The sequence below is a fragment of the Haloarcula sp. HT12 genome (assembly GCF_055271655.1).
Genome location: NZ_JBUXKW010000006.1, coordinates 1 through 13,811 on the forward strand (window position 1 = coordinate 1; position 13,811 = coordinate 13,811).

Here is a 13,811-nt window from a genome sequence, read left to right on the forward strand (position 1 = left end):
AGGATTCTGCCAACAATCCTGTTCATGAAACTGATCGGTTCGAGCATATGCATTGAGATTGCCAGTCTCAACTACTGATGGTGTCTCAACAGGCACAGGTTCGGAGGATGGCAGAATACAAAGCACTAGCGGAGCGATACGACGGATTATCGTCACACTCAGTCGGGAGCGGCGTCGGCATTCCGTATGCCGACGCCACAGACGGACGTCGCGGTGGATGCCCTGGTTGAACAGGCTGAGGAACTATGCACGCTCCACGACCACATTACGCGCGTAATCGCCGCCCTTGACGTCTCGCAAGGATCGTTTTCCGATCGGTATGGACGGACTAGCACGACCGACTTCGCCTTCGAGTCGGTCGTGCGGATGTTCATCTACCAGTACGCGCGCGGATTCAATGACAGCGAACTCCACCGCCGACTGAAAGGAACAGCCTACGTCTTCATCCGGTTCGAACTCGGCCGAGCACCGACCCAGCAGGCGATCAACTACATGTGGCGACGCCGGTTAACTCTGGGTGACCGCCAATCGATTGAGGCCACCGCCCGCGAGATACGGGCGGTGGCCGCCGACCACGACATCATCTCAGATGGAGAGCCACGTCTCGATCCCGGCGAAGTCAGTGACGAGGGCGTCACTGACGAGCACATCATGCAGGCGATCCGGACTGCCCGTGACCGCGGACTCGACGCTTTCGAGACCGACCGCGCAGCCAACGCACGGTATCCCGATGACCTCTTCTTCGAACGTCAGGCGTACCTCAACCTTGCCGACGTGGGGACGACGACCCCACGTCGGCGGTTCGATCGGCTCAGCGACTGGGACAAAACACCTCACGGCGATACACACCTCCGCACGATGAAACAGATTTCAGCACCCGCCGAACAGACGACGCTCCCCGACTTTGCAGACGGTAAGCGGCCCCGCGACTGGCAGCGCATCCGTGAGGCAATCCTCGAACCGTTTCACACCGGACTGGAGTGTCTGCTCGAAGAAATCGACGCGACTGACGGGCTCCGCGAGCCCGTCATCGCTGCGGTCGATATCACTCACTGGAGCTTCTACTCCTCACCCTACAAAGACGATGAGGACGTCGAACCAGACGACAACGTCGTCATCGTCAACGACCAGGAGAAAGTTCCAAAGGAGGAGTTCCCGGAGATGGTCAGCGGCGATAAGGAGGGACGCAGCTACAAGTTCGCGACGCTAACGATCATCGGCCAAGACACGCCGATCGTCCTGGGAATCGAGCCCGTTCGGGAGGCGTCGGCCTGGGAAGGCGACGCCTCCCAGATCGAGAACCACTCGAAAGCTGATCTTGTCCAAGGGTTGCTCGAACAGGCTGAACAGCACGTCGAGATCCACAAGCTCTTCGCCGACCGGGAGTTCGATGCCATGGAAGTCCGCGATGTGATCGACCGCCACGACATCACCTATCTCATTCCGCGGCCGGTCTACGCAGCCGATATCGACCAGATCGAGAAACTTGAGGATCACCCGCTCGCCGACGTAGCCGTCGAGCGAGCGGTTACCCTCTCGGTGGACGGTCGCTCACACGAACTCAGCTTCATGTACGTCCCTTCGACCGAAGAAGACGGCAAGTATGCTGTCTTCACCACGAACCGTGACGTAACGCCAGATCAGGTGATAGGACTCACCGCCCAATACAGCTGGCGCTGGCAGATCGAAAGCGAATACAAGACTATCAAACACAACTTCCTCCCGACCACAGCCTCCACCGATTACCGCGTCCGACTACTGTACTTCACTCTGGGCGTCGTCATGTACAACGTCTGGCGCCTCACGAACCTCCTGCTTCGTGAGGCGCTGTCGGTCAACCTCGGCGAAAAGCCACCACTCCGTGCTGGCGAAATTGTCGAACTCGTCGGCTTCTGCCTCGCTCCCCCAGACTGACCGCCGAACAACCAAATCGAACCGACCGGACCGCGGGACTCGGGAGTGACAACGCCCTCCCGAGTCCCGCTCTCTCACTCCAACTCTCCAGCTTCTAGGGTGTCCAACCGACCCATGCATTGATCCTGTCGAACCATCACTCCTCTCAACCTCAAACAACGACTCTCGCCACCATCTCGCTTGTATTTTCGACATCCTCCGAACCTGTGAACAGGAGCCCGAGTACGAGCCAAATACTGTACTTGACAGAGACTCCAGTAAGAATTGAGTGACCTGCATCGTACAAGAGTTTGAGTCCGAGAAGAACGAGGACGCCGCCAACGAAGAGCGCAGAGAGCGGTTCGAACCGATTGTGTCCATGCGGATGTGAGTCGTCAGCATCGTCGAAGGCGGATCGGCCCCAGATCAAGACGACACCGCTTGCGAGAAGATCGGCGACAGAGTGCGCTGCGTCAGCAGTGAGTGCGAGGCTCCCGGTGAGCAGTCCGAGTGTGCCCTCGACACCGATTTTGAGAGCATTTAACAGAACATTTGCCCAAGAGACTTTGAGAAAGGCTACCCGTGAATCCGCCATAATATAGTGGTACTGCTACATCCACATAAGAGGCCTCATTAGGCGCGTATAATCGAGTTTTTGATTCAATCTAAACTTTTCACGGTGCGCTGAGAGTCAACGGGTAACCAAGAGGCTCTTTATATAACTGTACCTACCTATGCAATAGATAGTTGACCCAACGTATCCAAACGAGAGCCCACTGTGACCTTGAGCGACTGCACCGCTCTCCCCGAACAGCATTAATATCGATGCATCTGTACCCCCAGTAATGGCCGTTCGACTGAGGTCGGTATCCACGTTCCGCGGCCGAGGCTGTCCCTCTTCTCGCCGGTGGTGATCAGCAATGTCTCCATCTCATTCATCACCTGCCACGTGCGCGCTCTGTGGTGGCGCTGTCCCCAATGACCGAGTCGCGGATGAAGACGGCGGCGTCTACTGTTCTACCGGGTGTCGGGACGTCCTGCGCGTCCTCGGTGACGAGGAGCATTCCAGTCGCCCGAAGACGACACACGGACCCACGGGCGGGGCCGGCGCTGACGATGACGCTGGTGAATGCGAAACAGACATCCACGGGGAGCGGGCCGAGTCACGGGTTTTTCTCCAAGTAGAAGGGATGCACTGTGCGACGTGTGAAGCTTTTCTGGAGTCGATTGCCGAAGACTGTGCAGGAGTCACCGACGCTGCAGCGAGCTACGTAACCGAGACGATTTGCGTTGAGTACGATCCCACGAGCATCTCGGCGGACGCCCTCTGTAACGCGCTGAGTCCGCTCGGCTATACGGCAACGCCTCGTGACGGTGGCAGTGATGGGGCAGCGACTGCCGTCGGCCAGTCGCGGCGGCAAGACGAGACGGGTGGCCGAGACATCGACGAGGTGCTCGGGTTTCGCTACGCTGCGGGCGTTATTTTCGGGACGTTCATGCTCCTGCCGTACGCGGTGCTCCTCTATCCAGCGCAGCTCTCGTCGTTCTTCGGCGATGGGACGCTGGACATGTACGCGAGTGCGTCCGGGATCGGCGGTGGAGATGGCCTGTTGATCCTGCCGCTCTTTCTCGTCCTGACGGGTGTTGTCTTGGTGTTTACCGGCCTTCCACTGTTACAAGGTGCGTATGTCAGTCTGAGGATGCGACAGCCGAACACCGACCTGCTCGTCGCACTCCCCGTTGTGAGTGCCTACGTGTACAGCACGATCGCGTTTCTCCTCGGGCGGATCGACGTCTTCTACGACCTGACGATCGTGGTTGCCGCGAGTGTGGTGGCTGCGATCTTCTACGAATCACTGAGCAAGCAGCGGGCGATGGACCGCCTGACGGACCTCACCATCTCGCGGGTTACTGACGCCCGACGATATGACGCCGATGGGACCACGACGACGGTCGACGTGAGTGATCTCGAACCAGGAGAGAGCGTGCTCGTCCGCGAGGGCGAACGTATCCCGGTCGATGGAGTCCTTGCCGAGGGCGAGTGTACGGTAGACGAGGCAGTCGTGACGGGCGAATCGCTCCCGGTGCTGAAGCGAGCGGGCGATGACCTCGTCGGCGGCGCTGTCGTCACGAACGGCGCCGCTGTCCTCACGGTGAGTGACAGTGCATCCAGCAGTATCGACCGCCTCATCACGTCGGTCTGGAATCTCCAGAGTGGGGACCACGGCGTCCAGCGACAGGCCGACCGGTTCGCGTCGTTCGTCATTCCAGTCGTCGTGGGTGGGGCTGTTCTCGCCGGCGGCTGGTCACTCGTGGAGGGGGCTGGCGTCCCGCTCGCCGTCCTGACGGCGTTGTCAGTGCTCTTGGTCGGGTGTCCATGGGCACTCGGACTCGCAACGCCGCTTTCCGTCGCAACGAGTATCGAGGAAGCAGTAGACCGCGGCATCGTCGTGTTCGACGAAACCATCTTCGAGCGCCTTCGGAACGTCGACGTCGTCGTCTTCGACAAGACGGGCACCATCACGACCGGTCGGATGGAAGTTCTTGAGGCGGATGCACCGGCAGATCTGTTGGCCGCCGTCGCAGACCTGGAGCAGCGAGCATCGCATCCGGCGGCGGACGCGATAGTGACCGCATTCGCTCAAGAGGGGCAGGCTGGCGAGGGTCCCAGAGCCGATGGTGGGGTCGCGAATGAAGACGACCGCGAGCGAGCACGTAACGTCTCCGAGTTCACGAGCCACGCGACCGGCGTCGAAGGGGTTGTTGACGACACGCGAGTTCTCGCGGGCAATCTCGATCTCTTTGCGGATCTAGAGTGGTCGGTGAGCGACGCCCTCGAAACTCGGGCGACAGCGGCCCGTGACGTCGGGCAGCTTCCGGTTATCGTCGGTCGTGATGGTCGTGCGGAGGGTGTCATCGTCGTGGGCGACGAGCCACGAGCGGGCTGGGACGACACGCTCACGCAGTTGAGTGCCCGTGATATGGAGATCGTCGTCCCGACCGGCGATGACGAGGCCGCCACTGACTTCCTCGGTACTCACCCCGGAGTCGACCACGTGTTTGCAGGGGTTCCGCCGGCGGGTAAGACTGCGGCGATTCGGCGGCTACAGTCCCGTGGACAGGTCGCGATGGTCGGTGATGGAACGAACGATGCTCCGGCCCTTGCGACGGCCGATCTGGGTATCTCGCTCGGCGGTGGGACCGCGCTTGCGTCCGATGCCGCGGATATTTCTATCGTCGATGACGACCTTGCGGCGGTGGAGACGACGTTCGACCTCGCAGATGCAGCACGTCGGCGTGTCAAACAGAACAACGGGCTAGCGCTGCTCTATAATGGGATCACGATCCCCCTCGCGGCGACGGGGTTGCTGAATCCAGTGTTCGCGATGGGAGCGGTCGTGGCGACTGGTGGTCTTCTCGCGGCGAATTCGTTTCGAGCCCTGCTTACCGAGTAGCGACTCCAACCCCGCAAAGGGGTAGATACCTGCTGTAGCCGGGTGAAGACGGTTCCTATCGAATCATTCGAGAAATTCGAAGGCACCGAGGCCCGCGTACCCGACCGCAAAGCCCGCGACGATGGTGCCTCCAGAGAGGATCTGGTAGAACGGGGTCGACGGGAGGAAGCCGGTTCCGAGTGTGCCGACAACGATCAGTACCGCTGCTAGTCCCAAAAACACGTACTGTCGACGTTGCCCCTTCATATCTTGAGACGTTCGCTCAAACTGTGTTCTCACGGCAGATCCGTCATTTCAGTCGGCCGGGATGATGGCAGCCGATTGATCGGGCTGTCGGGCTGTTTGGACCGAGTAGAGCAGACTGCCAGTAAACAGAAGCAGGCTCCCGACGATGAATACTGCACTGAGCGGCGAGGCCGAATCGACGAACACCCAGTAGAGGGGGGCAGCAATCGATGGCCCGGCAGCAAGTACCACGATCTTCGCGACGAGTGGCCCGCAGCACCCACAGGTACACGTCCCGACGATTGCAGCACTTCCGGCGGTCCCTTCGGTCATGCCGGCTCGTTCCTCGACGCGCCAGTGACGGGCTATGAGAGCGGCGTTTAACCCGATGAGTGCGCTCAGCATCCCGACGACGATGACCTGGCCAGGTGACAGGGCCAGGAAGAACGGGATATGTATGAACGGGAGATGCGGAATCGCGATTTCGAGCGTCGGCCACGATACGAGCTGATAGATTGCGGGCAGAACGACGACCGTCACCTCCTCGGGGAAGCCTTCTTCGGGGAAAAACGAGAGGTAGCCCGTCACGGTAACAAAAAAGAGTGCTAACACGACACCGACGCCGATGCCGAAGCGACGCGCAACCGGATCACGCATGACTGCGCGAATGACACTCCCAGCATCCTTCCAGATGACATAGCCGATCAGGATTGGCGTGCCAAGGACGATAGCGTACCCGAGTGGATGCGTATCGCTTGCCAGACCTGGAAGGAGATAGGGGTACGAGATCCACAATCCCATGAGAATGCCGAGGAATGTGTACCGTGGTCGCGATGGCCAGCGAAGCCACCCAACGACGAAGCTCGCGACCATGATGCCCAAGCCACTCAGCAGCGCCAGTGGCTGATACCACGCACGGGGAAACGGCATCGAGCTCGCGGTATATGTCGGATCCGGCGAGAGTCCTTCGAAGAGAACAGCTCCGAGTGCAGTGATTGCGATCCCGACGAATACACCGTAAAGAGCGGTTGTCGGCGTGACTCGATCGAACCGTTTGAGGAGGACGAATCCGCCGAGGATAACGGCACCGACGAGAGCAAGAATGAAACCGTGTCCTTGCGAGAGTCCACCGCTTCCGGTTGTCCCGTGGGCGGACGCAACGGGAACCTGAGTGAGCGTAACAATCACTGCGAGAAGTACAGAGAGTGGCCGAATAGATCCGATTCGAGAGGTCTGTCCACGGGGGGTTTCCTCCCGAGGTGGACGCTCTTCCGGAGACATTATTCAGTCTTGGACAGGGAGCCACTTCTACCTGACTGATTCACCTCTCTATCCTGGATTTGACTGTCGTTGGATCATGCTGGGTGTGGAAATATCCTCCTCCGAACGTATGACCGGCACGGTGAATTCACTCGCCGTCCAGAAACACGAGGAACTGTATATGCTTGAGGAACCAGACTGGAAGAACGGCCCCAACCCCTACAGCGAGTAGGAGATTATTCGACACTGTCCACACGATTTGCCCGAGGACGGTGCCAATAATCAAGACGCCGTTGTATGCGATCGCATTCACCGCTAAATCGCCTCTCGACTCAGGCCGGGGCCACTTGATGAGACTGGGCTTGACTGCTGATTTCCGTCCGGAAGCTACTGCGACAAGCAGTCCGAGTAAACCGGATACAAACCATCCGAGGACAGCCGGTGGCCAGCTGTATACGACCGTTGCGGTGGCAAGAATAATCAGACACGGGCTGGTGATTGCACAGATCTCCACGGAGACATAGCGGGTTAAAATGTGTTCCTCGGTTTCTCCTTGTGCGGTGGCCATCTGTGTAGGGTATGAGTGGAGCAGTGGAACGGATGGGGAATGCTCCGTCGAGGATTTGAACCTCGGTCCTCGACGTGAGATGCCGAGATGATTGGCCGAGCTACACCAACGGAACATCCTGTAGTTGCTAGCGAACCCAGTTAAGCCTACACACTTCGCGAAACTGAACTCGACACACACACCGACACTACGTGGTGTCTCCATCGGGAGCAACCCACTGTTTGATGAGTTCGTTCACGTTGTAGAAGAGGATTCCAACTGAGACGAGGGTTGTAATGAAATAAATAATCAACCCTGGTGGACCACCGATCGATGTACCAATTGCACCTCCTCCAAACCCGACAACCGTGAGTTCAACCCACGTCACTACGATTCGGGACAGCAATCGGGGTTCCGAATTTGACTGTGTTGATGTCACCGTCTCAGATCACCATATTCACGAATCGATGTTGATTTTCCATTTGGCTCTGTCCCTGCAACCTAACGACACGCTGTTGTCTGATGATGTGTCTCATCCGTAGGTTTCCTCAGTATCGACTGGACCGCTGAACGCGGAATAGAGCACGACAAAGTACACGAGCACGATTGGGAGCAGCACGCTTGCCATAATCGACATGAGATTGAGCGGAAGCGTCGAGATGATCGCCTCTCGGATGGTGAGTCCTGCGGTCCGATCGACGAAGGGGAATAGAAGGATCGCGACGAGTCCTACGAATCCGAAGACGAGTGCGGCTGTCGCCGCGAACGCGGCGTAGTACCGATGTCTGCGAAGCGCGACGACATAGATTCCCGTCCAGGTTGCAGTGAGCATCACAAGTGCGACGATGAAGGGTGATCGGAACGAGGAGCGCAGCCCTGGTTCGGTCACGTATATCGCCCCGAGAGTACTGATCGCCACCCCAAGATAGCCCACAGCAGCTCGGATACCGTAGTTTCGCATTTCGCCTCGGAGCGTGCCGCGGGTTTTCAATCCAAGGAACGCCGCACCGTCGACGATCGTGAGGATAAGGACTGTGATACCCCCGAGGGCCCCCACGGGAGTGATTAGGTTGGTCGATCCGACTAGCCAGTTCGTGACGAACAACCCCAGCAGAAACGGCGTAACGGTGCTCCCGATGACGAACGAGTAGCCCCAGAGTGTCCGCCAGCGGCTGTCTTCACGCTCCTCGTACATTTCTGGGGCGAGCCCCCGGAGACCGAGTGCGGCCAGAATCGCGAACATCAACAGATAGTACCGGCTGAAGAGGTTCGCATAGACTGACGGAAACGCCGCAAAGAGTGCCCCACCGAAGACAACGAGCCAGACCTCGTTCCCGTCCCAGAACGGCCTGACAGCCGCCAACAGCTGTTCCTTCTCGTGGTCTTTGTCACGAGTGGCAAACAGGACGCCCACACCGAAATCGAAGCCGTCGAGAAAGAGGAACATCCCGAAGATGAAAAACAGCAACGCGAACCAGAGTTCGGCGAGCGGCAATCCGAATAGCGGCTTTGTGGCCAGCGATTCGACGCTAGTCACCGGACGTCACCTCTGACTCTGTAACGCGGGCAGGATCAGTCTTCGTGAGTTCGTCTTTCGATGGCGGCCCCGCGCGGATGATACGACCGACCACGTACGTGTAGAGGCTCAATAACAGGATGTATCCGGTAACGAACCCGAGGAGCGTGAACGTCGCTTCGGCGCCTGTGAGACTCGGAGAGACGCCGGCACTCGTCTTCATTACCCCCTGAATGACCCACGGTTGTCTCCCGACCTCGGTGACGATCCAGCCGACCTCAACGGCGACGAATCCTAAGAGAGACGACGCCATCAACGCTTTGTGCAGCAGGTCGTCCTCGAAAAGTTCCCCACGCCACCATCGATAGACGCCCCAGACGGCCAGCAGAATGAACCAGAAGCCGAGCGCGACCATAATTCGGAACGCCCAGAAGACGATCGCCACTGGTGGGGCTTTCGTCGAGAAGGATTCGAGGCCGCGTATAGTCGCCTGTGGGTTTCCGCCACTCGCGAGCCAGGATGCTCCTCCTGGGATACCGATGCCAAAGAGATCTTTCGTGCGCGGGTTCAGGAGGTCGTTGACGTCTGTCGGGAACGCAACGATATACTCGGGGACGTAGGAGTCTGTCTCCCAGACGGCTTCCATCGCGGCGAATTTCTGCGGTTGGGTTTCAGAGACGTGCCTGGCATATTCGTCACCCTGAATCACCTGTAGTGGGGCCGTGATGAGCAAAACGACGAGCGCAATTTTGAGCGTCTTCTCCCAGACATCGATGTGTTCGATCGGGTAGCCCCAGACGTGGTGCCGGAACACGTAGTAGGCGGCAACGCCGGCCATGAAGAGCGCGACCGACTCGACAGCGGCGTTCTGCATGTGGATGAACATATAGGGGAACCTCGGATTGAGATAGGCCGCAAGCGGGTCGGTGAGCTTCACGATTCGCTGGCCGTTCTCCACGACGATTTCGAACCCACGCGGCGTTTGCATCCAGGAGTTCGCGATGAGGATCCAGACGGCCGAGAGCCACGTGCCGAGTCCGACGGCGATACTCGACAGGAAGTACAGCCGGTTCGACACACGCTCACGGCCGAAGACGAAGATGCCGAGGAACGTCGCTTCCAGCATGAACGCCATCATCCCCTCAAGGGCGAGTGGACCACCGAACAGTTCTCCGGCGGTCGTCGAGAACGCGGCGAAGTTCGTTCCAAATTCGAACTCAAGAACGAGCCCGGTCACGGTCCCGACGACGAAACTCACCGCAAATATTCGTGTCCAGAACCGACGGAGCTGTTCGTACACCGGCTGTTTGGTCCGAATCTCTTTCCATGTGAAATAGATGAGAAACGGTGCAAGGCCCATACTCATCACTGGGAAGATGATATGAACGATCGTGGTGAGCGCAAACTGGAGTCGGCTCGCAAGAACGGGATCAACCACCGGTCTCACCTCGACAGATGTCGCTATTGGTCTGAACGATGATTCGCAGATCGGGTAAAAAATGGACCCCTGTCGGATAGAATGCCATCACTCCGACTTTGCGACTTCGGTACGTCAAATGAAGGCGGTGTCCTATGTATTGGGAATCCGCCTTCGACCCTTATACCGGGGGATTTGATTAGTGAGTATGGAGCGTCGACAGGTCCTCAAGACAGCCGGAATTCTCGCAACAGGTGGCGTAACCAGTCTCGCAGGTTGTAGTTCTGGAAACGGTGATGGTAGCGGTGAGCCGACTACGACCGATACAGAGGAGACGACCGGCGGTTCGGGAGGAGAAACGGCCGACGGCTCGGGGGGCTCGAACACGGTTATGATGGTCACCGAAGGGAGCGAGTATTATTTCGATCCCATCGGTCTGTTCGTCGAATCCGGGGAGACAGTCACGTTCGAAATCCAGAGTGGGAGTCACTCGGCAACTGCCTACAAACAAGGAACGAGTTCAGCAGAGGTGACGCGGATTCCCGAGGGAGCTGAAACGTTCAATAGCGAAATCCTGAGTGAACAGGGCGCAACGTTCGAGCACACGTTTGAGACCACGGGCACGTACGATTATTTCTGTATCCCGCACAAGTCCCTGGGGATGGTTGGTCGGATTGTCGTTGGCGAACCCGGCGGTCCTGCGGAGGGGAGTATGCCGCCGGACGGAGACGTTCCCGAAAGCCAGACCATTGTCGATCAAGGCAGCGTTTCGTACAGTTCCTTCTCTGGGTAGGCGGCCGCGTACACTGCGAGCTGTGCGCTCTGGAATCACTTGTACACCATATGGCCGACACTGACTGTGCTTCGGACCGACAGTATGGAGACATACGCTGTCGATGACGTTCGCACAAGGCTCGTGGCCGACATACACGGATGCTGCCCTCGATAGGGTTCGGCGAGAACGACGCGAGATCGAACGCGAATGTCAAGCTTTCCAACGGTTTCGCCAGCGTATTCAGACCGTCGACACACAGACTCCTCGGTTCGAACGGTCCGTTGTTGGAGTGAATCAGAACCTTACATCTGAAGAGAAGTCGATCCGTGATACGATCGAGCCGTGGTATCAGGATACTGTGATGGCGGTCGACCACTACGGCGACGTGTACGGTGGTTCGTTCGAGGCGAGCCTCAGTGCCGAATTCGGGGTCGATGTGCTGGTTCTAATTTCAGAAGGGACTACGTTCTCACCGCTCATCAAACAACGACTCCTCGAGGCCGCACAGCAGTGTATTGACAACCGCCGGGTCTTTTTGGAGACGCTCAAGGATGAATTCACTACCCTCAAAGACGCGCAATCTACAGTTCAAGAGAGTCGAGAGGCGATTGCAGAACTTGATTCTACGGAATTACAGGGATTCTCAGATACCGAACTGACCGACCGATACGAAACGCTTCACACGTTGAATAATGAATGTAAGAGTTGGATTCAGCAACGCCAGAAGGAAATCCACACACATCGAATAGAGCGGTCGGCAGACTGGGATTCCTACACCGATCTTTGTTCGTATCTCTATGAGGATCTGGGGGTTGATTATCCGGTATTGGCGACGTTTGTCGACATCTTGGATATCATCTCCCACTATGAGTAGTTCTCTCTTTCACCTCCTACTCAGTCTTGACGTCTTCCCATGGCTGAGCCGTAGTTGCTGATTTGGCAGCGATTGGTGCTGGCAAACTCGGCGATGGAATCGAAGAACCCCGTGCACCGGGTGCACGGCTCTCAGAATCGGCGTGAGTGGGCGTCGAACACATCAGCTAATCGACTTCAGCAGCTACTATGAAAGGGTGGGCTTCCGCTCGCACCGTGTCAGTGCCGGCTTCCAGCAAATCTACTTTGTTAACGGTTTTGTCTATCCGGTCACAACTGTACATATGGAATTCGACTTTGTGCGCTCGGTGGCCCCCCTCGTCGTAATTGTCGCCGTCGCGGCGATTGCGCTCACGACCGTGATGACCTCCTCGACGGTCTTTATGATGGTTCTGCCCTCGATGATTATCTTCTCGGTCATCGCGTTCTTCCTGGGAATGAAACATGGCGAGTTCCGCGCCAGTCCATAATAGGCCGACTCAGTAGCCGAAGTCCGCTGGGTTGCGGTCCATGCTAGCCCCCAGCTGTGTTGATTCAGATTTATTTCGATGCAACAGGAGTCCACCAGAGCCGGGTAACCCCTATCGTTCAGTTAGATCCAGTCCTAGTCGTCGCGTAGAGGGTCTCTACGTGGAGTAGCCGGCGTACTCCATAAGCTGGTTGAAGATGTCTGTATCCATGACGGACCGATAGACCACGCCGGTGAGCATCCCGCCGGGATAGAACGTGCCGTTCATCACGTGGTTGACCTTGTGGCAGTGCATCAGGTAGATGCCGGGGTCTGCATCGGCAGTAAATTCAATCGTGTGTCGTTCAGCGGGGGCGACGTTCGTGACGTCCATATCGTGGCGGGCAGCCTCCGGAATCGTCCCGCCGTCCTTTTCGACACGCTGGAAGCGGTGGTTATGGATATGCATCGGGTGCGACATGTATCCGCCGTTGACGAGGTGGATGCGAACTGAGTCGCCCTCGTCGACGATGATCGGTGACCCTTCTTCGGGGTGCAGCGTTCGGGGTGCGCTCTTCCCGTTGACGGTGAACACGTCCGGATTGCGGCTGGCCGAATTGTAGGTAAAGTCAGCCTCACCGGCCCACTTCCGCGGAACCCGCGAATCCCAGTCTTTGACCGTCATGAAGTATTCGCGGTCCGCTGGTTCGTAGCCTTCGGGATCGACTCGGTAGATCCCGTACATGCCCATGTCGATATGCCGGTGGGTCTGGAAGTGACAATGGTAGAAATGCGTCCCAGGGACGTTAGCGGGGATCTCGTAGGTGTGTGTCTCCCCTGGCGGAACCTGAATGCCGGTCGTCGTCGGGACGCCGTCGTTCTCCCACGTCTTGCGAACCCCGTGGAAGTGAATCGTGTGGGGACGTCGGCCATCTGTGTTGTCGAGTGTCACCTCCATCGCGTTACCCTCGGTCGTTCTGAGAATTGGGCCGGGGACGCTGGGGTCGTTGTCGTCGGCCTGGAACGCCCAGACGCGGGGGAATTCGACGGGCCCACCCATTGTATCGAGTGGGTGGACGGCGTGGCGGGCCTGCTGAGTCCGCATCGTCACTTCGCCACCCTGCTCGTCGACGTTGACGACTGTTGGAGGGCTGGTGTAGGGGAGATCAGGCGAGTCAGTTTGTGTCTGCGTGGGCGTATCGCTCGTTGCTGCTGGCTCGTTGGCTCCGCCCGCAGAACACCCTGCTAACGAAGCGATACCGGTTGCGCCAGTTGCCGCGAGAAACTCCCGCCGGGACAGTCCGGTTCCGGGTGCGCCGAAACGTGTAGTCATGGTACACTCGGCATTTTGGTTGGCCTAAACATAGGCCGACTGCGGTGTCCCAATTCACGGGACAGCACG

The 13,811-nt window shown here is 58.2% G+C and carries 11 protein-coding genes, 1 tRNA gene and 1 pseudogene; 5 read left to right on the forward strand and 8 right to left on the reverse strand.

All coding sequences use genetic code 11. From position 1 onward, the window contains the following. The first annotated feature begins 186 nt into the window (after positions 1-186). Positions 187-1,914, forward strand: coding sequence for a transposase (locus tag ACY9XZ_RS19430; RefSeq protein WP_463458656.1), 1,728 nt, complete (start codon positions 187-189; stop codon positions 1,912-1,914). 208 nt (positions 1,915-2,122) lie between these two features. Here the strand turns inward: ACY9XZ_RS19430 and ACY9XZ_RS19435 are convergent. Beyond that, positions 2,123-2,488 (reverse strand): annotated as a pseudogene (locus ACY9XZ_RS19435) (cation efflux transmembrane domain-containing protein); the annotation flags it as partial. A gap of 325 nt (positions 2,489-2,813) precedes the next feature. Here ACY9XZ_RS19435 and ACY9XZ_RS19440 point away from each other — a divergent pair. Beyond that, positions 2,814-5,348 (forward strand): heavy metal translocating P-type ATPase, encoded by a 2,535-nt coding sequence (locus tag ACY9XZ_RS19440; RefSeq protein WP_463458657.1) that lies wholly within the window; start codon positions 2,814-2,816, stop codon positions 5,346-5,348. 63 nt (positions 5,349-5,411) lie between these two features. On the opposite strand, the gene ACY9XZ_RS19445 is transcribed toward ACY9XZ_RS19440, so the two are convergent. From ACY9XZ_RS19445 to ACY9XZ_RS19470, 6 genes are all read right to left on the reverse strand, one after another. Beyond that, positions 5,412-5,594, reverse strand: a complete 183-nt coding sequence (locus tag ACY9XZ_RS19445) for a hypothetical protein (protein WP_233340763.1) — start codon at positions 5,592-5,594, stop codon at positions 5,412-5,414. A 48-nt stretch (positions 5,595-5,642) separates the two neighbouring features. Beyond that, positions 5,643-6,503: a hypothetical protein gene (locus tag ACY9XZ_RS19450; RefSeq protein WP_463458658.1), complete on the reverse strand. Its 861-nt coding sequence runs from the start codon at positions 6,501-6,503 to the stop codon at positions 5,643-5,645. A gap of 478 nt (positions 6,504-6,981) precedes the next feature. Further along, a complete protein-coding gene (locus tag ACY9XZ_RS19455; protein ID WP_233340767.1) occupies positions 6,982-7,401 on the reverse strand; it encodes a hypothetical protein in 420 nt (139 codons plus the stop codon). A gap of 40 nt (positions 7,402-7,441) precedes the next feature. Further along, positions 7,442-7,516, reverse strand: a tRNA-Glu gene (locus ACY9XZ_RS19460). 396 nt (positions 7,517-7,912) lie between these two features. Beyond that, positions 7,913-8,917: a cytochrome d ubiquinol oxidase subunit II gene (cydB, locus tag ACY9XZ_RS19465; protein WP_463458659.1), complete on the reverse strand. Its 1,005-nt coding sequence runs from the start codon at positions 8,915-8,917 to the stop codon at positions 7,913-7,915. Beyond that, on the reverse strand, positions 8,910-10,334 hold the full coding sequence (locus tag ACY9XZ_RS19470) for a cytochrome ubiquinol oxidase subunit I (RefSeq protein WP_233340778.1): 1,425 nt from the start codon (positions 10,332-10,334) through the stop codon (positions 8,910-8,912). The genes cydB and ACY9XZ_RS19470 overlap by 8 nt, the downstream gene beginning before the upstream one ends. Before the next feature lie 187 nt (positions 10,335-10,521). On the opposite strand from ACY9XZ_RS19470, the gene ACY9XZ_RS19475 reads away from it, so the two are divergent. The 3 genes from ACY9XZ_RS19475 (at position 10,522) to ACY9XZ_RS19485 (ending at position 12,431) form a co-directional block, all read left to right on the forward strand. Then, entirely contained in the window at positions 10,522-11,106 is a 585-nt protein-coding gene (locus tag ACY9XZ_RS19475) for a plastocyanin/azurin family copper-binding protein (protein ID WP_233340780.1), read from the forward strand. A gap of 103 nt (positions 11,107-11,209) precedes the next feature. Beyond that, on the forward strand, positions 11,210-11,962 hold the full coding sequence (locus ACY9XZ_RS19480; RefSeq protein WP_463458660.1) for a DUF7260 family protein: 753 nt from the start codon (positions 11,210-11,212) through the stop codon (positions 11,960-11,962). A 283-nt stretch (positions 11,963-12,245) separates the two neighbouring features. Further along, positions 12,246-12,431, forward strand: a complete 186-nt coding sequence (locus ACY9XZ_RS19485; protein WP_137685088.1) for a DUF7333 family protein — start codon at positions 12,246-12,248, stop codon at positions 12,429-12,431. Between the two features lie 156 nt (positions 12,432-12,587). Here the strand turns inward: ACY9XZ_RS19485 and ACY9XZ_RS19490 are convergent, their stop codons facing one another. Then, complete coding sequence (locus ACY9XZ_RS19490; RefSeq protein ID WP_233340784.1) at positions 12,588-13,742, reverse strand: multicopper oxidase domain-containing protein; 1,155 nt, start codon at positions 13,740-13,742, stop codon at positions 12,588-12,590. Positions 13,743-13,811: the final 69 nt, after the last annotated feature.